This window comes from Levilactobacillus lanxiensis, assembly GCF_016861655.1.
In the GTDB taxonomy this organism is placed as follows: Bacteria; Bacillota; Bacilli; order Lactobacillales; family Lactobacillaceae; genus Levilactobacillus; species Levilactobacillus lanxiensis.
On sequence record NZ_BOLN01000001.1, the window covers coordinates 322,317 to 341,706 of the forward strand.

At 49.2% G+C, this 19,390-nt stretch carries 20 protein-coding genes, 1 tRNA gene and 1 riboswitch; of the genes, 6 read left to right on the forward strand and 15 right to left on the reverse strand.

The window, feature by feature from the left end:
* Positions 1-394: 394 nt before the first annotated feature.
* The gene (locus JUF22_RS01330; RefSeq protein ID WP_203642583.1) at positions 395-1,339 is read right to left on the reverse strand and encodes a zinc-binding dehydrogenase; all 945 of its coding nucleotides are present in this window, start codon (positions 1,337-1,339) and stop codon (positions 395-397) included.
* Positions 1,340-1,437: 98 nt separating this feature from the next.
* Between JUF22_RS01330 and JUF22_RS01335 the strand changes: the two genes are divergently transcribed.
* On the forward strand, positions 1,438-2,244 hold the full coding sequence (locus JUF22_RS01335; RefSeq protein WP_203642585.1) for a MerR family transcriptional regulator: 807 nt from the start codon (positions 1,438-1,440) through the stop codon (positions 2,242-2,244).
* 98 nt (positions 2,245-2,342) lie between these two features.
* Here JUF22_RS01335 and JUF22_RS01340 read toward each other — a convergent pair whose 3' ends face one another.
* From JUF22_RS01340 to JUF22_RS01350, 3 genes are all read right to left on the reverse strand, one after another.
* Positions 2,343-3,008, reverse strand: coding sequence for a DUF1275 family protein (locus tag JUF22_RS01340; protein ID WP_236000679.1), 666 nt, complete (start codon positions 3,006-3,008; stop codon positions 2,343-2,345).
* Between the two features lie 117 nt (positions 3,009-3,125).
* Positions 3,126-4,058 carry a pyrimidine-specific ribonucleoside hydrolase RihA gene (rihA, locus tag JUF22_RS01345; protein ID WP_203642587.1) on the reverse strand — a complete coding sequence of 311 codons (933 nt, stop codon included), beginning with the start codon at positions 4,056-4,058 and terminating at the stop codon, positions 3,126-3,128.
* Between the two features lie 121 nt (positions 4,059-4,179).
* Positions 4,180-4,251, reverse strand: a tRNA-Gln gene (locus JUF22_RS01350).
* 317 nt (positions 4,252-4,568) lie between these two features.
* Between JUF22_RS01350 and JUF22_RS01355 the strand changes: the two genes are divergently transcribed.
* The gene (locus JUF22_RS01355; protein ID WP_203642589.1) at positions 4,569-5,546 is read left to right on the forward strand and encodes a LacI family DNA-binding transcriptional regulator; all 978 of its coding nucleotides are present in this window, start codon (positions 4,569-4,571) and stop codon (positions 5,544-5,546) included.
* Here JUF22_RS01355 and JUF22_RS01360 read toward each other — a convergent pair.
* From JUF22_RS01360 to JUF22_RS01385, 6 genes are all read right to left on the reverse strand, one after another.
* Positions 5,538-6,167 (reverse strand): pentapeptide repeat-containing protein, encoded by a 630-nt coding sequence (locus JUF22_RS01360; RefSeq protein ID WP_203642591.1) that lies wholly within the window; start codon positions 6,165-6,167, stop codon positions 5,538-5,540. The genes JUF22_RS01355 and JUF22_RS01360 overlap by 9 nt on opposite strands.
* 838 nt (positions 6,168-7,005) lie before the next feature.
* The gene (locus tag JUF22_RS01365; protein ID WP_125764212.1) at positions 7,006-7,398 is read right to left on the reverse strand and encodes a VOC family protein; all 393 of its coding nucleotides are present in this window, start codon (positions 7,396-7,398) and stop codon (positions 7,006-7,008) included.
* Positions 7,399-7,411: 13 nt separating this feature from the next.
* Positions 7,412-8,119, reverse strand: coding sequence for a DUF6198 family protein (locus tag JUF22_RS01370; protein WP_225893650.1), 708 nt, complete (start codon positions 8,117-8,119; stop codon positions 7,412-7,414).
* A 90-nt stretch (positions 8,120-8,209) separates the two neighbouring features.
* Positions 8,210-9,211, reverse strand: a complete 1,002-nt coding sequence (locus JUF22_RS01375; protein WP_125764208.1) for a zinc-dependent alcohol dehydrogenase family protein — start codon at positions 9,209-9,211, stop codon at positions 8,210-8,212.
* Between the two features lie 25 nt (positions 9,212-9,236).
* Positions 9,237-10,112, reverse strand: coding sequence for a fructokinase ScrK (gene scrK, locus JUF22_RS01380; protein ID WP_203642593.1), 876 nt, complete (start codon positions 10,110-10,112; stop codon positions 9,237-9,239).
* A 692-nt stretch (positions 10,113-10,804) separates the two neighbouring features.
* Positions 10,805-11,917 (reverse strand): glycerol dehydrogenase, encoded by a 1,113-nt coding sequence (locus JUF22_RS01385; protein ID WP_203642595.1) that lies wholly within the window; start codon positions 11,915-11,917, stop codon positions 10,805-10,807.
* Between the two features lie 538 nt (positions 11,918-12,455).
* Positions 12,456-12,553: riboswitch (guanidine-I (ykkC/yxkD leader) on the forward strand.
* Positions 12,554-12,609: 56 nt separating this feature from the next.
* Between JUF22_RS01385 and JUF22_RS01390 the strand changes: the two genes are divergently transcribed.
* Both JUF22_RS01390 and JUF22_RS01395 read left to right on the forward strand, forming a co-directional pair.
* Positions 12,610-12,933 carry a DMT family transporter gene (locus JUF22_RS01390; protein ID WP_125764201.1) on the forward strand — a complete coding sequence of 108 codons (324 nt, stop codon included), beginning with the start codon at positions 12,610-12,612 and terminating at the stop codon, positions 12,931-12,933.
* 2 nt (positions 12,934-12,935) lie between these two features.
* Positions 12,936-13,250, forward strand: coding sequence for a DMT family transporter (locus JUF22_RS01395; RefSeq protein WP_203642596.1), 315 nt, complete (start codon positions 12,936-12,938; stop codon positions 13,248-13,250).
* Here JUF22_RS01395 and JUF22_RS01400 read toward each other — a convergent pair.
* The 5 genes from JUF22_RS01400 to JUF22_RS01420 all read right to left on the reverse strand — a co-directional run bounded on the left by JUF22_RS01400 (position 13,239) and on the right by JUF22_RS01420 (position 18,137).
* Positions 13,239-13,733 carry a GNAT family N-acetyltransferase gene (locus JUF22_RS01400; protein ID WP_203642597.1) on the reverse strand — a complete coding sequence of 165 codons (495 nt, stop codon included), beginning with the start codon at positions 13,731-13,733 and terminating at the stop codon, positions 13,239-13,241. The two genes, JUF22_RS01395 and JUF22_RS01400, sit on opposite strands and share 12 nt — an antisense overlap.
* Positions 13,734-13,814: 81 nt before the next feature.
* Positions 13,815-15,077 (reverse strand): MFS transporter, encoded by a 1,263-nt coding sequence (locus tag JUF22_RS01405; protein WP_203642598.1) that lies wholly within the window; start codon positions 15,075-15,077, stop codon positions 13,815-13,817.
* Positions 15,078-15,977: 900 nt separating this feature from the next.
* Positions 15,978-16,433, reverse strand: a complete 456-nt coding sequence (locus JUF22_RS01410; RefSeq protein WP_203642600.1) for a hypothetical protein — start codon at positions 16,431-16,433, stop codon at positions 15,978-15,980.
* Positions 16,434-16,618: 185 nt separating this feature from the next.
* Positions 16,619-17,173 carry a DUF2441 domain-containing protein gene (locus tag JUF22_RS01415; RefSeq protein ID WP_203642602.1) on the reverse strand — a complete coding sequence of 185 codons (555 nt, stop codon included), beginning with the start codon at positions 17,171-17,173 and terminating at the stop codon, positions 16,619-16,621.
* A 136-nt stretch (positions 17,174-17,309) separates the two neighbouring features.
* Positions 17,310-18,137, reverse strand: a complete 828-nt coding sequence (locus tag JUF22_RS01420; RefSeq protein ID WP_203642604.1) for a histidine phosphatase family protein — start codon at positions 18,135-18,137, stop codon at positions 17,310-17,312.
* 270 nt (positions 18,138-18,407) lie between these two features.
* Between JUF22_RS01420 and JUF22_RS01425 the strand changes: the two genes are divergently transcribed.
* Positions 18,408-18,857: a hypothetical protein gene (locus JUF22_RS01425; protein ID WP_203642606.1), complete on the forward strand. Its 450-nt coding sequence runs from the start codon at positions 18,408-18,410 to the stop codon at positions 18,855-18,857.
* A gap of 12 nt (positions 18,858-18,869) precedes the next feature.
* Entirely contained in the window at positions 18,870-19,325 is a 456-nt protein-coding gene (locus tag JUF22_RS01430) for a hypothetical protein (RefSeq protein WP_203642608.1), read from the forward strand.
* Positions 19,326-19,390: the final 65 nt, after the last annotated feature.

Below are 19,390 nucleotides of genomic sequence, written 5' to 3' on the forward strand. Positions count from 1 at the left end.
CCGTAAGAGCGGCCGATATGGCTGAACTTGCGGGTGTTTTTTCGTTTCAATTTTTATAGCTCACACTAAAAATTAAACAGCAATTTTGAATGACCACGGGTTAAATTCGTGTCAGCCCTAGGACTGGTGAAAATGGACTACGCTGCGTGGATGTTAGTGACCAGAGGCGGGTCAAAATGCCCTGCTGTGTCGGTGGGCTAGGCTGAGGTTCTTTCTCAGCCTAGCCCACGGGACAACCTTTGCGACCGCTTCTCAGACGCAAAGTTGAGGTGGAAGACCGCCCCTCAGGCTGGAACCGGCCCCATAGCAGGGCGTTTTGAACCCGCCGTCGGGAACGAACGTCACCGCGTTCCGGCCCAGTTTTCACTAGCCCGGAGGCGTAACCAACGACAATTTAGTCGTTGGCGACGATGACTTGGCCTAACTCGCGGCTAGCCATCACGTATTCGTGGGCCGCGCGGATATCCGCCAGCTTAAAGACCTTAGCAATTGGAATCGACAGGTGATTGTCGTTGATCAGTTTGAACATCTCCGTCACCATCGCCGGGTCAACCTCAGTGGAGTCGAAGACCGTCAAGAACTTGCCAGCCAGCATGAACGGATTGAAGTTTTCCAAGATCCATTCGCCAGACAACAGGCCGATAACCGTGACCACGCCGCCCTGGTTCAGATGGCTGATGGAGTTCGTCAACGTGACCGTCCCGACCATGTCGATAATGCCGTCAAATTGTTGGTCAGAATCCAGCTGGTTATTGGTGTCGAGAACGGCAAAGTCTGCGCCATTCTCCTTCAAAGCGGCCAACATTTCTGGCCGTCTGCTGGTGGCGGTAACCGTCAGCCCCAGGGCCTTCGCGAGTTGAACGGCTGCCAAACCAACGGCGGTCGTGCCCCCACGAACCAATAACGTTTGACCGGCGTGGAGGGATAACGTCTTCAATGCCCCGAAGGCCGTGTAGAAGTTTTCGGGATACTCGGCCAAGGTGACCCAGTCCCCGTCAAAGTCAACTGGGGACAGGTGGGCATCGTCGACAAGCGCGTATTCTTGGTAGCTACCATCGACTTCGCGGCCCAGGCCACCCATCATGGTCACAACCTTCTGACCAGCCTTAAACACACTATTTTTGGCGGGAACAGCAATCTCACCGACGGCTTCTACCCCAATCACTCGTGGAAACTTAACCGATGGTGAGCCGCCAGCCCGGGTCAGTGCTTCGTAGCGGTGAACGCCAAACGCATGGATCCGCATGACGGAGTGGCCCGCCGTCACTTCTGGAATTGGCCGTTCAACCAAATTCATAGCGGTCACATCGCCGGGTTTATCAATAACAATTGCACGCATAATTAAAATCTCCATTTCTTTTTTGAGTTGCTTAATCAATAATCTTAGTATAGAGTGTGACGTAACGTTACAGTCAAGAAATTAATTGGGGTGAATTCATGTTAACCATTCAAAAATTTGCAGAACTAGCCGGCACAACGCGGCGAACGCTCATTTTCTACGACCAAAAGGACCTGTTTCACCCGAAAAAGGTCGCGGAAAATGGCTACCGGTACTACGATTACGACCAGTTGTACACGGTCACGTTCATTTTAGAATTACGTCAACTCGGCCTCTCCATTTCAGAAATCAAGTCCCTGAACGCCAATCATTCGTCGGATTCGCTAAACACGAACCTGAAGTCCGTGCTGGACCAAATCAACCAACAGATCGATAACTTAACGTTGCTTAGAGAAACCCTGACGACGCGCTTTGACCAACCGGCACCCGCGGAAACGCTCCCGCAAAACCGGCCATTCACGGCCACTGAGACGGCCACTTTATTCTGCCGCTCCCGCCAATCCGTCGCCTGCACGGAAAAGGAAATCGCTGAAATTTACGCTGATTTTTATCAACAATTAGGCAAGCTCAAGCTGGTTAATCGCCAGGACTCAGGCTTTTTGACGCAGTTGCCCGGCAGTGATGCCAACGGCTACCCGACCGCCTCATTTTGTATTCTGAAGGCCGTGGCCGCCCGCACCAACACCCAGGACCTGCCGCTCCTCAAGAAACCAGCGGGCCAGTATGTCAGCATCGATACCACGAATGATACCAAGCACATCTGCCTGGCGTTGACCATCTTGGCCGCCTACATCCAAAAGAATCAGCTAAAAATCGACGACCAGCTGTGGCAAATGAATCTGGACGAGTCCTTTACCAGTAAGGGATCCTCCAACCTGGTGCGCCTGCAGTATCAACTGCTTTAACCGCCCATTTTTCCCTTAGACAAACAAAAACTGTGAGTAGCCAGTCAGACGACTTGGACTATTCACAGTTTTTTTAATCTAATGATTTCAAAATTACGCTAGTGCTTCCATTTACGACGATGGTTTTGCTGATACTGCCAAAAGATCAGGCCAGCCAGCAATAGGATGGGGACTAAGACCGTGTAACCGGCCAACAGCTTGCTAAAAGCCGCTACCAGCACAGCACCCAGGGCAAAGCTTCCCATTACTGCCAAGCCATTCTTGGCGCGTTGCCGTGCGTCGCGGTCGCGAAAATGACCAACCGCCAGTAACGTTGTCGCCATGTCCCGTGGGTTTCTGTTGGGCAGGAGCTCCCGGAATCCCTCGAGTTCCACCGCAGCAGCCAATGACAGCAAGGCCGTCGCCACCCAGTTAGGCACCACGTCGGTCGTTGCTAGGACCAAAATCAGCACGCTAAAATCCAGCCACAGGGCCACATTTTGGCTGTCCCACTGCCGCTTGGCCAATAGGTGCTGTAAGCCTTGAACCAGGCCAATCCCAATACCAAAGGCCAGTAACGCCGTTAAATAACGGCCCATCTCAGCTAGTTGGAGGCGGCCAAAGTTCAGCCCCAACAGTAATAAATTCCCCGTTTGAAAGCCCGCAAAGACCGCCCCATGTTCCAGGTAGGTATAGGCGTCTAACGCGCCGACAACGGCCGTCAAGCCGCTCCCCAATAACAGCTCCTCATGAGCTGGAAAACCAGTCTGTCTCAAAGTTGTCACCTCTCCGAAAAATTTCGTCTTTTCAGTATAGGTGAAATTGTTTAAGATTTTCCAAGGACAGCCAAAAGTCCCACCGACCGTGAGTGTCTAGGTCAAGTGGGACAAGGGATTTCTCGGCTAGTTAAATGTTTCTAAAGACGTCATAATCAACCGGATAAAGGCCTCGCGGTCGACATTCAGCAGAACGTCGGTATTCTTTGGCTTGCCCGTCAATTCATAGTAGTCACAAACCGTTTCGCCACGAACCAATTCGCCCTGCGTTTCCACATCCACGTTCATCAATTCGCTCTCAAACATGTCGGGATGCAGCAACCACGCAATCGTGCACGGATCATGGAGCGGCGCGCCCTTGAACCCCCATTTAGGATTCTCGTGGTACAGCTCAAAGAAGTTCAGGAGTCCGTAAAAGGCGTGCGCTACGGGATTGTCGATTTGGCCAACGGCTTCGATTTCTGGCTTGAGAATCTGGGCCTGGTGGGTCACATTCAGTGGCGCCATCGTCAATGGAATCCCCGCGTTCAAAACAATTTTCGCCGCCTCGGGATCCACGTAAATGTTGAATTCGACCGACGGCGTCCAGTTGCCCAGACCCATGGCGCCGCCCATGAAGACAATACGGTCGATTTTATTTTTCAACTCCGGATAAACGCGCAGGAACAGTGCCATGTTGGTCATCGGCCCCGTCACCACCATCGTGACGGGTGTGGTGCTTGCCCGCAAGGTCTGGGCCATCAGTTCAATCGCCGTCATGTCCTGAACCGCAAAATCAGGATCTGGCAAATCAGCCCCGTCCAGCCCACTCTTGCCGTGGACGTTGCCGGCCGTTTCCAGCGGTTTTAACAGCGGCGTGCGATTCCCGCCGGCCACCGGGATATCTTGGTGGTGCATCAGTGTTAACAGCCGCATCGCGTTGTTTAACGTCTTCTCCGGCGTCTGATTGCCAGCGGACGTGGTCACGGCCAGTAGGTCGATCTCTGGGTTGGCAATCGCCAGCATCATGGCCAGCGCATCGTCGTGGCCGGGGTCACAATCTAAAATAATTTTCGTCATTTGGAAAACTCCCATCCTCATCGTTACTCTCATTCTAAACGAAAATGGCAGCGCTTTCTACTGACGACAAAAAAATTCTCGCCATTGCCTACGCAATCGACGAGAATCCACATACTTCTAATTGGGCTAGCTGGGTTCGAACCAGCGCATGACAGGATCAAAACCTGTTGCCTTACCACTTGGCTATAGCCCAAGAATTAAGTCATCACTGACCCAACAGAAATAAATTCTATCATTAAGTAGGGGGGTAGCGCAACCCCTTTTTTGAATTTTTTGTCGGATGAATAGTTGCGTCCTTACCAGTAAACCGCTAACATTACCGTAGACACTATGTTTGGTTGGCTTAATTAGTTGTAAAAAAGGTGCCTTTATCAAAAAATTAGCCCCTACTAATAATTGTGTTTGTGTATAATTCTACAATTGTTAGCTACTGAAAGTCCTACAACTACCACCAAACGACTTTATTCTTAATATTAATAATCAATTATTAATTACAAGAGGTGAACACATTTGACAGGAAAAGTCACCATTAAGGATGTGGCCAAAGCGGCCGGCGTTTCCGAAGCCACCGTTTCTCGGGCCCTGAGCCACAATCCCCGTGTCAAGCGGGATACGCGTCAAAAGGTTCAGAATATCGCCAGCAATTTAGGCTACCATCCCAACGGCCTGGCCCGCAGCATTCGAGTCCAGCAAACGCACACGTTAGGCGTCATCATCCCCGATATCTTAAACGCCTTCTTCACCCACCTCAGCCGTGCAATCGAAGACGCGGCTTCCCGGTCTGGTTATGATGTGGTGCTGGTCAACACCGACGAGAGCCTTGCCAAAGAGGCCAGCGCCCTGAATCTCCTCCTGGAGAAACAGGTCGACGGAATTATCATTACCAGTGCCGGTGGGCCCACCGACTACGCCGCCATTCTTGGTAGTACCCCCGCCGTATTCGTCGACCGCATGCCGCCTAACGTCCAGGATACCCCGTATGACCGGGTGTTAGTCGATAACGTGCAGGGCACCCAAGCCATCGTGACCCGGCTAATTCAACAGGGCGCGCAACGCGTGGGGATTATTAATAGTGCGGTCTCCTTCACGGCTAGTGAACGGTTGACCGGTTATCAAAAGGCCTTAACCGCGGCTGGGCAAGAACCCGACGCCGCCATTGAGGCCACTGCCCGCGAAGATAATAGTAATGTACAACAGATGACCCGCCAATTATTAATTAATCAAAAATGTGACGGCTTATTTGTTGGCGACAATACTATCATGGAAGAGGTGCTTCGCAAGCTCCCAGATCTGAATCTACCCCACCTCCAATTGGGAGGCTTCGATGACCAGGACTGGTTCGACTTTCTGCCGCAGCCCATCGTCACGGCCAAACAGCCCATCGCCGAACTGGGGCAGACTGCTATTGACCGGCTCCTGGCCAAGATTGCGGACCCCGACCTCTTGCCCAAAGAAATTCGGCTGTCCGCAACCACCATTTCACGCTAGGTGAATCCCCAGAAACTGGCTGGCAAAGTAAGCGGCCTGAGTCTCGTTGAGCCGACAGCCATGCAGGTCAAACTCGGTTGCCCGCAGCGTGTCGAACTGGCAGGTGCTCAGGTCAAGTTTGTTGAGGCTAGTGTCCGAGAAGTCCGCTTCGTTGAGGTCACAGTCCACCATCTGGACCTTTTTCAGAGTACTATCCAGACAGTTCAGCTCGGTCATTTTACTGCGCTGGCAGACGACATCCGTTAGTTTTGTTTCATTAAAATTTGTCAAAGAGAGGTCACAGTCAGTGAAGGTGACCTCTTTTAGGATGTTCCGGTCAAGGGTCGTGCCCACCAGCTTACAGTTCTGAAACGTGGTCCGAAAGAAGCTAGCACCCGCTAAATCACAGTTTACCAGTGTACAATTTTTCAGGACCACGTCGGTCAGTTCCAGGCGACTGATGGTATCCGCCATTAGCGTCATCCCAGTCAACGTGGTCTGATCGAACATTACCCGGTCGAGACTTTGGTCGGTAATCGTTTCCTGTTGTAGCTTCACCTGGGCGAGTAGATTATCCTCCGCACGAGTCACAGCCATGAAGCGCTGTGGGTCGAGGGTCGCCGGAATTTTGGGGTCGTTCATGTTGGTCAGCTCCTATCTGATTAGTCTCTAGTATACCGAATTTTAGATTTTCCAAAATAGTTTCCACGAAAAAAGCGGATCACCCTGACTGGGGTCATCCGCTTTTGCTGATTATTCGTGAACCTTAGCGGCCCTTTGCTGACGCGCCGGGCCGGGATTCGCAAGTTTGATGAGGTGCTCTGAGTTGGTCCACGAACGCTTTCAGCGAGCATTACTAACTGTTTGATGCACTGCCAGGAGATGATCTGGTGCTAGGGACTTGCTCTGGTCCGTTCCATCTGAGACCTGGCAGGCGAATCCGTCTCACCGGAACAGGTGGCATGCTGGGAGCCAAAGGCGGTCTCCTAGCTGTTTCTCCTGCCTGCGACGGCTAAACCGATTCTACGACCAATGCCAACAATCTTGCGTACGCCAACCACCTATTGACCAGCTAACTGTGATTTCAGATAGTGATGCTTTCCCCCGACCTGAAATACTTTGGGCTGGCTGGTGGTCGTTGCGCACTTGAGAGTGATTTAATTGGTTAGTTTGACTAATTCTGTATTAATTTATTTCTTAGACTGACTGGTTTGAAAGAGACTTGGTGGGGCGTCAGTGCTTGGCGATTAGTCTGAGGCGATATCCTACGTTTGTTTGAACCCGGGGTAACGCCCCTCTGGCTATGTTTCGTCAATGCTTTGACTGGCTCTGCACTTATCTGTTTCGGAAACTGGCGGCCTCTGAAACGTGCTACGAGAGCCAGACGCCTGCGCTTAACCCAGCTAAGAAAATACCCCAGAATCAGGGGTATTCCCTTAGCTACGTTAATGCTCAGCGTCTAACCGGCTCTCTCCGCACTCTACTTCAGAATCTCACAAAACTCAATCGTCTCATGGTTAGGTCCCAAAATGTTAAAGAACCGAATCCCCTTGTCCCAGAAGGATGGGATGGATTGAACCTCGTCATTGACCATGTCTAAGCCCTGTTCCTTAGCGGCGGCAAAAGCCTTGTCGACGTCGGTGGTATTCAGGGAAATATGGTTGATGGCGCCAGCTTCTGGGTTGGTTGGGTCGCCTTCCCACGTTTCAATCGTCAGGTTGCCGAACCGCATGAAGGCACACCGGTTTTCCCCATTTGGAAATAACCCGGCCCGTTCGAAGCCTAATGATTCGTAGAAAGCCATCGTCTTGTCTAAATCTGCCGTGGGAATCCCCACGTGTTGAATTCCAGTAATAAAATCTTGAACTGCCATTTTTAATTAGCTCCTATTCAATCTTTTGTCCGACGTCAACGGCCTGGTGCTTCAGCTTAGGGAAGACCACTTTATCAGCGATCCCGGTAATCCCACCCTGTGCCAAGAAGGCAAAGATGGTTCCCAGACCAAAGTTGGTAAACTGCCGCGTGATGATCAATGCCACGATGGCCATAATGGTCGGTGGAATGTAGGAAGCCCACATCGCCTTTGCGGCATTCCCCTTGAAATAGCGGAACCGCAAAATCTGCATCAAATCATCGGCGGGATGCAATACTAAGTTGACCCGTTGGTAAATGGAAATCGCAACGGCAATGAACGCCACCCCTAAGAAGTTCAGGGCGATGTACAACACAATCATCCCCGTGCTCCGGGCATCGGGAAGCCCCGCGAACAGCGCTGGATATTTGCCGTCAAAGAAGTCCTCAAACACTTGAATCAACGCTGAGAACGGCACCATGAAGATCATGTTCCCGGCAATCCGTTTCCAATCCCAATGATGAATCAGGATGGCATTCAACACGGCCGTTAAGAAGCCCATGATGAGAAATGCCCAGAACAGATTCCAGTGAAAAGCCGTTCCCAAGTTGGCTTCGGCTGCGGACCAATAGGCCGCCCCCAAGAAGGACGGGTGAATCTTGGCGCTCGTGACCAACGTTAACACGTTACCAGCCGAGTTGATGACCAGCGACAGTGCAAAGAAGGCAATGGCCTTGGACATGGAAATCGTCCGCTGGCTACTTACCGTCACGTCGGCACCCGTATTCAAATCGCTTGCTTCTTCTACTTTCACAATAATCCCTTACCTTTACTAGTCACTAACTTTAACGACAGCCTTGCTGACACCAGCAACCTTACCGTTCAAGACGTCTTCAACTTGTTCCAAGCTAACTTCGTGGCTGATCAATGATTCAACGTCCAATTGGCCGCTGGATAACAGTGCGATCCCGTCTTCGAAAGCGTATGGGTTGATGAAGGCCCCTTGGATCTTCAGTTGCTTTTGGTAAACTTCGTAAGTGTTCATCGAGAAGGTTTGGTTAGGCTTACCCACACCAAACATCAGGACTTGCGCACCCTTTTTAGTTGCTTCAACAGCTTGTTCTTGCGTTTGTGGTAACCCAACGGCTTCGATAACCACGTCGTAGTCAGCAGGAATGCTGTCACGCGTCGTGTTGAAGGTGTTGGTCACACCGAATTTTTCCTTGTTGAAAGCTAACTTTTCGTCAACGATCCCAGCAAAGTCGACTTGGTGAACGCCGTAAGCTTGTAATAATTGCACGAATAATTGCCCCATGAAACCATCGCCGATAACCAATGCCTTTTGGTATGGCTTAACGTCTAATAAAGTCATCCCGTGAACGGCACATGAAATGGGTTCAGTCGTGGCAGCGGCCTTTAAGGACACGTTGTCAGGAATTGGGTAAACGACGGATGAAGGTGCCGTGAAGGATTCTTCCAAGCCACCATCGCGGGTAACCCCAACGGCGGACAGGTTGTCACACAGTTCTGGACGGTCAGTCCGGCAGTATTCACATTGGCCACAGTAGATGTTAGGGTCAACAGTGACACGGTCGCCAACCTTAACGTTGGTTACGTCACTACCGATAGCAGCAACGATCCCGGAGTTTTCGTGACCTAACACAATTGGGGGAACGGCGTCGGCTGAACCTGGAAGGCCAGCGTACAGGGCGCGGTCGGTCCCACAGATACCTGCGTAGGCAGTGTTAACTAAGACTTCGTTGGGCTTAACTTCTGGCTTTGGTAAATCTTGGATCTCCATCTTTTTGGTTCCAGTTAAAACTAAGGCTTTCATAAATAATTTCTCCCTCTCTTATGTGTTACTTGTTGTACTCGTTGAGTGCTAACGCAAAATCGCCGAGCGTGGCTGAACCATTGTCCTTGACGACAGGCATCACGATGTAATCCGTGAGCTTGCCGACAGCAACGTAGTCATTCAATAACTTAGCAAATTCGTTGCGAACCTTATCCAGGAAGGCTTCACTGACAACCCCGCCACCAAAGACGATTTTGTCAGGCCGCATCATCAGCGTGACCTGCAAAGCTGCTTGCGCAACGTAGTAAGCCATGATGTCCCAAACGTGGTCAGTCAACGGCACGTCCTTACCGGGTTTCCCCAGCCGCGCGTCGAACGTTGGCCCGCTGACCAAGCCTTCCAAGCAATCACCATGGAATGGGCAGATTCCGGCGAAATTCAAATCGTCGGGGTGGCGCTTCAGCCGAACGTGGCCCATTTCTGGGTGGCCTAAGCTACCGACAAAGTTGCCATTGATGATGGCACCGGCGCCCACACCAGTCCCAATCGTGAAGTAAACCAACGAGTTCACGTTCTCATTGAAGAGCGTGGACATCACGTATTCGCCGTAAGCGGAACCGTTAACGTCGGTCGTCCAGTACATGGGTACATCCAAGTCCTGCTTGAGCCGGCCGATGAAATCGGTGTCGGCCCAGCCGGGCTTTGGCGTGTTGGTGATATAACCATACTTAGGTGAATTGTGACGCAGTTCAATCGGGCCAAATGATGAAATGGCAATGGCCTTCAAATCAGGAAACTGCTTAAAGTAAGCGATGGTTTTGCTTAAGGTTTCTTCCGGGGTGGTGGTTGGGATCCGCACCTTGTCTTTCGTTTGGTAATCCTCGTTACCGATTGCACAAACAAACTTGGTTCCCCCTGCTTCAATACTTCCGAGTTGCATATTTGCTACCTCCATATTATCGCCGGGGGCCGTGACCCGCGGCACCGTATTAACTAAGTTATGATGACTGATACAGTCATTTTTAAATCGTTTTCAGTATAGCAACCACATCGACCGATTTTAAGGCTTTTTCACAACTAAAATTTTCAGAAAATCCGAAGAAATCACGGTCTGACGGAAATACAATCGATTTCATTTTTCGTGAAATTTGTCACTTATGCACAAAATATCGACGAATTGTTTATTTTCTGGAGGCGCTTACATTTTATTTCATGACAAAAAGAGTGGGACAAAAGACGGTTAGCTGGCGAGCATTAAGGCTGGTGACCGAATAATCCCGGGCTTGGATTGTTTGGTTATCAGTTTTAAGCGGAACCGGCTGTCTTCTGTCCCACGTTTCGGCCATATAAAATTAACTAGCAAAAAGGGCCTGGAACCAGGCTCTTTTAATAAAACTAAATTAAACTGCCTCACTTTTCTTCTATAGAAGTCGCCAGGAATCCTCAAACAATTATTTGGTTAAGTGCGTTGGACTGATTCTTCGCGGCCATATCCTGGTCCTGGCAACCTCCGAAACGTGCTCCGTAAGCCAGGTCCCTGCGCTTAGACAGGAAAAGACTCCTGCTTGGCTTTGCCAAACAGAAGCCTTTTCCTCCCTAATGCTCAGAACCTAAACGGCTTACTCCGCACTCTTACTTCGCACTCTTTCTTTCCTGGTAAGCGCGACTATAAGCATCCACCCCGCGCATCGCTTGGGCGACGTCGTCTGGCGTGACTTCGAATGGCATGCGGCTCATGGTGTCTGCTGGGGCCGTTGCTTGTTCACCGACTTTAAGTAAATCTGCATCGGTGGCATCTGGAATCTTCAGGTCTGCTAAGGTCGTGGGGAGACCCAAGGACAGATCAAAGTCCAGGTAACGGTCGAATTCTTCTTCACTCCGGCCTTCCAAGAAGAGCTGAGTCAAGGTGCCGTACGCAACCTTTTCCCCATGGGTCAGGTCGTGGATCGGGCCATCTAAGGCGGTCAACCCGTCATGAATGGCGTGCGCAGCGGACAACCCACCGCTTTCGAAACCGACCCCACTCATCAAGGTGTTGGCTTCTACAATTTTGTTCAGAGCGCTGGTGACGGCGTGTTGCTTCACAGCAGCTAATGCCAAACGGCCGTACTTGAACAGCGTGTCTTCACATTTTTGGGCAATCGCGTTACCGACCAAGGTCTGCTTAGCACCCAACATGGTGTCGTTGTCACCCTTGGCAACCGCCTGGGCTTCAACGTTAGTCGCTAATGCATCGGCAATTCCAGAGGCCAACAAGCGCGCTGGTGCGCCGGCAACTAAGCGGGTATCGATCAAGACCAGGTCGGGGTTCTTGTCATAGAACCGGTAAGCCTTGAAGGACCCATCTTCGTTGTAAATAACGGATAATCGTGAGCAAGGTGCATCGGTTGAGGCCAGTGAAGGCAGAATAGCCACTGGCGCTTTGAGGTTGTCGGCGATGGCCTTGGCTGAATCCAAGGTCTTCCCGCCACCTAACCCAATGATGACATCGGCGCCGAATTCAGACGCGATTCCGGTAATCCGGTCGATTTCTTCTGGTGAAGCTTCACCATGGAAAACAGCCTTGTGAACATCAAACTTGTTATCACTTAAGTAGTCTTTGAACTGGTCACCCACAATTTTGTAAACTGCGGTATCGGCCATCAAGATTGGCTTGCGGCCTAATTTTTCTAAGTACTGAACACTGTCGAACAAAACATCCTTGCCTTGTACGTATGAAGCGGGACTCCCAAACATTTGTGTCATCAAAAATCGCTCCTAACTGTATTCATTCAAGTGCCAAGTCACTGTCCCCAATAAAAAACGGAATCGCGACCAACTATGTGTGATTACCTTCACAACACCTACAGTATACAAATGGAAACGCTTTATTGCAATAGTTTCGTTAGAAATAGCTTTATATTTCGTAAGAAGCATTCTATTTTCCTTTAATCTAACACCGTCTCTAAGTAGTTGACCCCCGTCAGCCATCCGTGCTAAACTGGCGCTATCGAATCAGCCTGGTGCTCGCAACAATCTAAAGGTGATAAAAACCAAAAGATGTAACGTTGCTCGCGGGTTAAACGTGTGTCAGCCGCAGGGTCGGCAAAATGAGCTCAGCCGTGGGAGTTGCCTTAGCGGTTTACCGCTTAGGCAACTGATATCTTTGAGACTCGCTCCTTAGAGGCTCAAAGTAAGCCCGGAGACCGCCCTTTGGCTCCGGGCGTGCGCCCACAGCGTCACGGCTCATTTTTGCTGACCCGGAGGCGCGGACAAACATTTAACACACCAAGCAAAACTGAATACTTTTGTTCTCTAGGGTTCCGCCAATCCGTTGGGTCTGGTCCGAGAGAGAACCTGTGGTGACTACCACAGACACGGAAGGGAAAAAGCCTGGGAGATCTTGTCATAAACTGACAAGGTTTCTCAGGCTTTTTCTGTAGAAGGAGGACTTATCGATGTGGAAACATTGGTTAACCGTCGTTTTAGGCGCAATTTTTGAGGTTAGTTGGGTCGTCGGGTTCAAACACGCCACGACCCCCTGGGAATGGCTAGTAACCGGCATTGCCGTCTATCTGAGTTTTTATTTCTTGATTCGGGCCAGCCGACACATCCCCGCCGGCACCGCCTACGCGGTCTTTGTCGGGCTAGGCACGCTGGGGACGACCAGCGTTGGCATCTTGGCGTTTGGTGAACCCGTCAGTCTAGCCAAAGTCGGCCTGATCATTCTCTTGTTAATTGGTATCGGTGGCTTACAGGTCACCACGAAAGGAGCAAAATAATTATGGCTTGGCTCTATTTAATCCTCGCGGGACTCAGCGAAATGTTAGGCGTCACCTTCATGAACTGGGCCTTACATGCTAAAAAATGGGGGCTGTGGGCACTCATGATCTTAGCGTTCACCCTCAGTTTTGGTGGCCTCGAATTGGCCCTAAAGACCCTGCCGATGGGTACCGCCTATGCCGTATGGACCGGAATCGGTGCGGCTGGTGGCGTGATCACTGGGATGCTATTCTTCCATGAATCTAAGGACTGGCGCAAACTCCTCTGGGTAACGGTCATTCTGGCCGCCACCATGGGCTTGAAATTAATCAGCTAAGGGCAACACGAGGTTGTACCAGGTCTCCCCGGCGTGAGCTGAGGCCGAAACGCCTTCATTCACGTAACCATTGCGTTCATAGAAGGGAACCAAGCGTTCCAGACAGGTCAGTGTAATGGCCTGTCGGTGCTGTTGGCGAGCCACCTGGGCTAAAGCGGTCAGTAATTGACTGCCGAGGCCCTCTTTTTGATGGGCTGGACTGACGGCCAGGCTCAGGACCGTCTGGTAGGCATCGGCCGGGTTGTTGGGCGTTGATTTGTCAAAGAGTTCGTCGGTCAAATAGCGCTGATCAAAGGCTGGACCGACCACGTAGCCAAGGACTTCTGGGCCCTCTCTGGCAACCAAAAAAGTGTCAGCAATTAACCGAATTCGTTCGGCCATACTGGCTTCGGTCGCCGCCTCAGCCGGTGAGAAACCAGCATTTTCAATGGGCATGATTTGCGATATATCTTGCGGTTGTGCAGGGGTGATGGTCAGTGTCATGGGTATTTTCCTCCAGAAGTTTAGTTATTATCAGTATACAACCGTTCATTAGGTACCTAGCGATATTACTGATCTAGCATCTCAAGATTCTTTAATTTGATGGTGTCGCTGAACAAGCCAAATAATTAATGTCACACCATCGAACGCCAACAAGCTACTCCAAGCGACTTTCAATGAAAGCGCGTTGGCCACTGCTGCAAAGATTAGCGAACCCAAAGGTACTGTCAACTGCACCACTGTATAAAAGGCGCTAATAATAGAACCAATTGACTGTTCTGGTAAATCGTTGATCATCTTCCCTTGAACTTGAGGGTTTAGAATACCGGTAAAAACACTTGCTACAACGGTAATGACGAGTAATAAAAATCGACTCTTTAAAAATAGAATGTTCACTGTCATGAGCCCGTACGCACCATAAATCAAAACAATTTCTTTAGAAATGCTTAGGTGCCTCGTAATCCGCCCAGGTGTGAGAGAGCCCAAGATCCCACCAATTGATTCAACCATCCCTACCAGAGCAACCGTATATCCATAATTCACAATTAAGAGCTGATGTTGATGTGCGAAAGAAAGATTCAGTAATACGCCTTGACCAGCATCAAAAAGGTTAATCATCATAAATACCTCAGTAAACTGAATAATGGTTGCCTGTTGCTTAAGGAGAATAAAATTGGAACGCGTCTGCCGAAAGAACTGTCTCACATGAGCGACTATCCCAACCGCCTTTTGAACTGTCACTCGGCTACTAGAAAGCTTCGAGAACTCTTTTCGAACATAAAAAAGTAACCCAAACGCTAGAAAAAAAGAAGCTGAATTAATTAAAGCAAACAAACTGTAATGGTAGTTTAATCCCGATAGCAACGCTGCGCCAATAAGCCCCCCGGTGACAGAGATTGTAGCATTGATACCGGACTCAAATCCTTCCGCTTCAGTGATATCATTTGGTAACACAATGTCTTTGATAATTGGAATGGCGCCATATGAATTATAACTGCCAATTAAGCTGACCACCATGTTCAACGCTAAAACGACAATAAATCCAGCCCATTGTGCACGACCAAGCATTGATATACTGATAACTATAAATAACCCACCTTGAATAATCCGATTTCTCAATTGTTGTCTATAATGATTAGCTGTTTGGTCGGCCAAGTATCCCATAAAAATATCAAAAAGAAGCGGCAGATTTGCCACTACTGAAGCAATACTAATAGCCAAACTTGGGTGTGGCATGTGTCGCGCATAAATGACAAAGACAATACCAAAAAGTGAAGAACCAATTGCGCTGATAATATTTGCCATCATAAAAATTCGGTAATGAAAATTACGGAAAAATACTTCCATAGCTATCTCGCTTCCTTAAAAACTAATCATTAAAATACCAGGCAAGTTCATTACTGCGCTTTAATCTCAAAATATCTAATGATTAGTGTGTCTTCCCCTCACACTCGTGAGTGAAACAAACTGCAGTATCAGAAATTTCATCACTGTTGCTTGGAAGATCAACAACTACATTTCCATCGGACTTTGCTGCAAGTTCTTGTAAATTAAGTAATTCAGTCATACGCATTCATCTAGATTGATTGGGCTATTGCTGAAGCAAACTATCATATGTAAAGATTGGGTGTCTTCGTAAAGCTTAGTTAGTTGTTACCAATTCCTATAATCGTATAGCCATCAAACGCTAATGTCAATTTAATTTTAGTGTTTCTCCGCCACTAAACACCCGCCCAGTGCACTCCCTATGTATTACCATTTTACAAACTTTTTTCTTCTAGATTTGTTTCATAACGATAGTTCAATCATGAGATTAAGGGGGTTAATTCATTTTCCAAAACACGTTTTATGAAATAATGAGAATAGCTCTCATTTAATCGATGTTCTTTTGCTTTTTAAATTTGTGTTTATTTTTTTCTCGAGAAATATGCCACTTAAAGAAGATTTTCAGAGTTCGCAGCGAGTCTATCTCCAGTTCACCAAAATTTACTAAATAAGATGGCATCCTCGATTTTTGAGGATGCCATCAGTTAGGGAATATTTTCTAAAAGGTAAAGGATGCAGTCTCGTGGATTAACACCACTTGCTTTGGCCGATTCAATCAAAATCATCCCAACGGCTGTAACTTCAGCTCCGGCTGGCTGGTGCTGAAGTTACAGCCAGTTTTTTCGTCCAATCACCAGACTCCTCATATTACGTTTGGCATGGGTATTTTCCTCCAGAAGTATGATTAGCTCCTTCCCCCGATTAATTGCGGTAACCCGTCACGTGCGTGGTCTGCTTGAACTTCTCACCGGAATACTGGTAGAAGAAGTGTTTTCCCGAGACAAAGTGAATCTGCTTCCCCGTTTTCTTCAGGGCAAACTGGACATTTCGGGCCTTGACCCATCCTTGATGTTCCATATGTCCCTTAAAATAGTAAACCCCATGGGCTTTGTGGTACTTCACCCTTTTTACCATCTGCACAGGATTATTCGACACCCCTAGTGAAAATGTCTTGCCATCTAGCTCGATGACCGGTGGAAACCCGGATGCTGAATTTTGTCTGGGTGCCGTTGATTGATACAATCCCCGAAGCGCTTTCGGCGTCCCCTTGTGCCAGGTCGTAGCCTGTACGGTGGTAGTCATCCCGACGTTCCCGACAAAGAGGGCGACGAGGCCCACTAAGATAAATCGTCTAACTTGTTGCCAGCTCTTTTTCATGTCTTCAATTCCCCTGTCTACTAGTTTTTGGCGAAGCAGTTGGCTCTTAACTCCTCCCATTCTAAAGAACTGAAAAGGCGTTTGCAAAGCATTACCCTCAATAATGTTTATAATAAATCTGCAATAAATTGGTTATAAAATAAAACAAAAGTCAGCTTTAATTTCTACTGACTTTTTAATGACACTCAAAATGTTCGGACAATCCGGGTCACCACGATTCGGCCACCCAGCAAGACCTCACCTAACCGTTCCCCCGTCGCTGGGGTGTTCCAGTACGTTGCCGCAGCCGCAAGTTTCGTACTGATGGCCGCACCGTCCGTGGCCGGCAACAGCGTCGCATCCCCCGCGAAGGTCGGCCCATCGGTCGTGACCTGCACCAGCTGAAGCACCTGACGACCTTCCTTTTCAAAGAGGTCGCGCCAGGTCAACGCCTGCTGGTAGCTACTGGCCACAAATAAACAACGGAGTCGTGACGGATACATCGGGTGATCACGCAAGCGGACCAGTTCCAACAAGCTCTCCCGTAGCGCGTGAGCCTGTCGATCCCGGTCTCGCCGCAACTGGGTGGTCTGGGCCGGTGTTAACGTCAGTCGTGGCGTCTTCAATAGGCGATCCAAGGGCAGCTGTTCACCGTGTTCCAGGAAAAATTTGGCTTGCCAATTGGTCTGTCCCTGCGAAAAATCAAAGACCTGGCGCTCATGAACGGCCTGGCGCGTAACTAAGTGGTAAAAGACTGGCATGCTGGCTCACCTCCATGGTTAGAATACCTTGATTATACCCGTTTTAGCAGCCAACACCCCACCGTAGCTCCCCGTTATTTTCAACACTTGGCAAACAAAAAACAGGCCGGATTTCTCCGCGCCTGCCTTCAAAAAACTATTTGGCGAGCTTAGCGCCCTTGTTAGCGTAGTACATGGAACCGATATTCCCAGACACGCTGAGCTTACCGTTCTTGTAAACTAACTTCGTGACGGAAACGTTCTTTAATGGCGTCCCCTTGTACTTCTTGGTCATGGTTGAGAGGTATTCGTTGATGGACATCCCAGAACTAACGACCAGCACGTTCCCACCGCCACGCTTCTTGGTGTTCTTGGCGATCGTTAACATTTCCTTAGCCATCCGCTTTTCAACTTGCTTGGAGCTTTCAGCACGGTCAGATTTAACCAATTTGGTCTTCTGACTGTTCTTTTTGTCCAGCTTGAAGTAAGCGTCTTGGAGTTTCGTCCAGTAGTTCTTACCTTGCTTAGCCATCATTTCGTCACCGTTCTTGAAGCCGTAAACGCCGGCAATCAAGGCGTTGTCAGTCGCGATACTGTCGCCTTCAAAGCTACCGTAGCCGCCTTCACGCAGGTACTTAGAAACGTTGACTTTGACCTTCTTGTTGCCGGAGTAACTCAGAACGTGCTTAGCGGTAACTTGTTGCCGTGTCAGGTTCCCAGCATAGGCAGCCTTGAAAGTCTTCCCCTTCAAGCCACGGCCGAGGTCGTTTGCCACCTTGGTCCCATTGCTGGTCAGTGGAAAGTCGCTCCAACCTTGAACCCGGCCCATCACGTTCCCAGTCGTTTCCCCATGACGGGTCAAGTAGATGGTAACGGGCTTCGTGGTCGTCTTCTTCTTAGCTTGGGCGGTCGTGGTGCCACCAACCATGGCAACGGCCCCAACCGTAACTGCTAAGACGCCGAGAACTTGCTTACCGAACTTCATTATAAATCTCCTCCGTATATGTATAGATTGTTAAACGTTATCCCCGAAACAGCCGGCTTAGCTATAGCTAAATGGTCGTTTTAGCAAACGCTTACATATCCCAATTTAGCATAAACTGTTGGTTAAAACAATGAATACTTTTTATTCATTATTTTATATAAACCGACTGGTTAGTTCGCCATGAATTATACACAATTTGAATATTTCGGCTCTGGCCGCTTCCCCTCATTGCCAGTGGTATACTTTGATTATTGCGAGGAGGATTTACATATGAAAAAATTCAAGCTAGCTTTATTGCTATTACTAGCAACGTTGACCCTGACCGTTTTGGCACCCACGACGGCCAGCGCCGCCCGCCAAGCCCCGACAATTCCCAGCGCACTGCGGGGAACCTGGTATCTCTGGAATAAGAAAAATCATCAGCGACTGAAGATTACTCGCCACAGTTTCCGGTTGTCCACCTACCGCCATGGCAAATACAAAACGGTCGTTGCTGTCGACGGTAATAAGTGGCTTTCGAAAACAACCAGTTACTTAACATTTTCCGCGCCTAGCAGCAAGCGCGGCTTTTGGTATCTCGGCCAAAACTCCGGTGGGGCTGATTTGCATCTGAAACGAACCACCCACAAGCACCAGGCGGCGATTGCCCGGCAGATCGATGTCGTTGATGATGACGTAAATACTTCCGCCCATACTGTTTACTACACCCACAAGAAATAGAGGACCTCATCGATGAAAAAGGTTCGTACGCTACTCACTATTCTATTAGCCGCTCTTACCCTTGGCGCAACCCTGCCAACGACGACCGCCTCGGCAGCCAAACACGTCACCACACCCAAGTCCGTTCGCGGTACCTGGGTGGCTAAGTCTGCGCATTTTAAACTGCGACTGAAGATGACTAAATACACGTTGACCGTGACTAAATATAAGAAAAATGGTCACATTGATAAAGCCAGCTCCTATACCGCTTATGGTAACAAAACGGTGCGCGGTCTTATCGGTCTAAGTGTCTCAAACCACAAAAGTCCCAAGGGTTATTGGATTGTCGGTTTAAGTCAAAGTAATGACAGCTATATGATTAAAAAGGTTAATCATAACGGTAAGGTAGCTCTACGTAACTACTACTGTACCTTTAACCCTAAGCATCCCAGTGAACACAAGATTCGCTATTACTATCGCGTTAACTAACTAGCACGTAAACGTGGTCCGCAACAATTAATTTTGTTGTAGACCACGTTTTTTGATTGACGCGT

Bases quoted from the DNA above. Each gene is read 5' to 3' on its own strand.
- JUF22_RS01330 (WP_203642583.1), bottom strand. From the start codon at position 1,339: ATGCGTGCAATTGTTATTGATAAACCCGGCGATGTGACCGCTATGAAT.
- JUF22_RS01335 (WP_203642585.1), top strand. From the start codon at position 1,438: ATGTTAACCATTCAAAAATTTGCAGAACTAGCCGGCACAACGCGGCGA.
- rihA (WP_203642587.1), bottom strand. From the start codon at position 4,058: ATGACGAAAATTATTTTAGATTGTGACCCCGGCCACGACGATGCGCTG.
- JUF22_RS01360 (WP_203642591.1), bottom strand. From the start codon at position 6,167: ATGAACGACCCCAAAATTCCGGCGACCCTCGACCCACAGCGCTTCATG.
- JUF22_RS01365 (WP_125764212.1), bottom strand. From the start codon at position 7,398: ATGGCAGTTCAAGATTTTATTACTGGAATTCAACACGTGGGGATTCCC.
- JUF22_RS01370 (WP_225893650.1), bottom strand. From the start codon at position 8,119: ATGTCCAAGGCCATTGCCTTCTTTGCACTGTCGCTGGTCATCAACTCG.
- JUF22_RS01375 (WP_125764208.1), bottom strand. From the start codon at position 9,211: ATGAAAGCCTTAGTTTTAACTGGAACCAAAAAGATGGAGATCCAAGAT.
- scrK (WP_203642593.1), bottom strand. From the start codon at position 10,112: ATGCAACTCGGAAGTATTGAAGCAGGGGGAACCAAGTTTGTTTGTGCA.
- JUF22_RS01385 (WP_203642595.1), bottom strand. From the start codon at position 11,917: ATGACACAAATGTTTGGGAGTCCCGCTTCATACGTACAAGGCAAGGAT.
- JUF22_RS01390 (WP_125764201.1), top strand. From the start codon at position 12,610: ATGTGGAAACATTGGTTAACCGTCGTTTTAGGCGCAATTTTTGAGGTT.
- JUF22_RS01395 (WP_203642596.1), top strand. From the start codon at position 12,936: ATGGCTTGGCTCTATTTAATCCTCGCGGGACTCAGCGAAATGTTAGGC.
- JUF22_RS01400 (WP_203642597.1), bottom strand. From the start codon at position 13,733: ATGACACTGACCATCACCCCTGCACAACCGCAAGATATATCGCAAATC.
- JUF22_RS01405 (WP_203642598.1), bottom strand. From the start codon at position 15,077: ATGGAAGTATTTTTCCGTAATTTTCATTACCGAATTTTTATGATGGCA.
- JUF22_RS01410 (WP_203642600.1), bottom strand. From the start codon at position 16,433: ATGAAAAAGAGCTGGCAACAAGTTAGACGATTTATCTTAGTGGGCCTC.
- JUF22_RS01415 (WP_203642602.1), bottom strand. From the start codon at position 17,173: ATGCCAGTCTTTTACCACTTAGTTACGCGCCAGGCCGTTCATGAGCGC.
- JUF22_RS01420 (WP_203642604.1), bottom strand. From the start codon at position 18,137: ATGAAGTTCGGTAAGCAAGTTCTCGGCGTCTTAGCAGTTACGGTTGGG.
- JUF22_RS01425 (WP_203642606.1), top strand. From the start codon at position 18,408: ATGAAAAAATTCAAGCTAGCTTTATTGCTATTACTAGCAACGTTGACC.
- JUF22_RS01430 (WP_203642608.1), top strand. From the start codon at position 18,870: ATGAAAAAGGTTCGTACGCTACTCACTATTCTATTAGCCGCTCTTACC.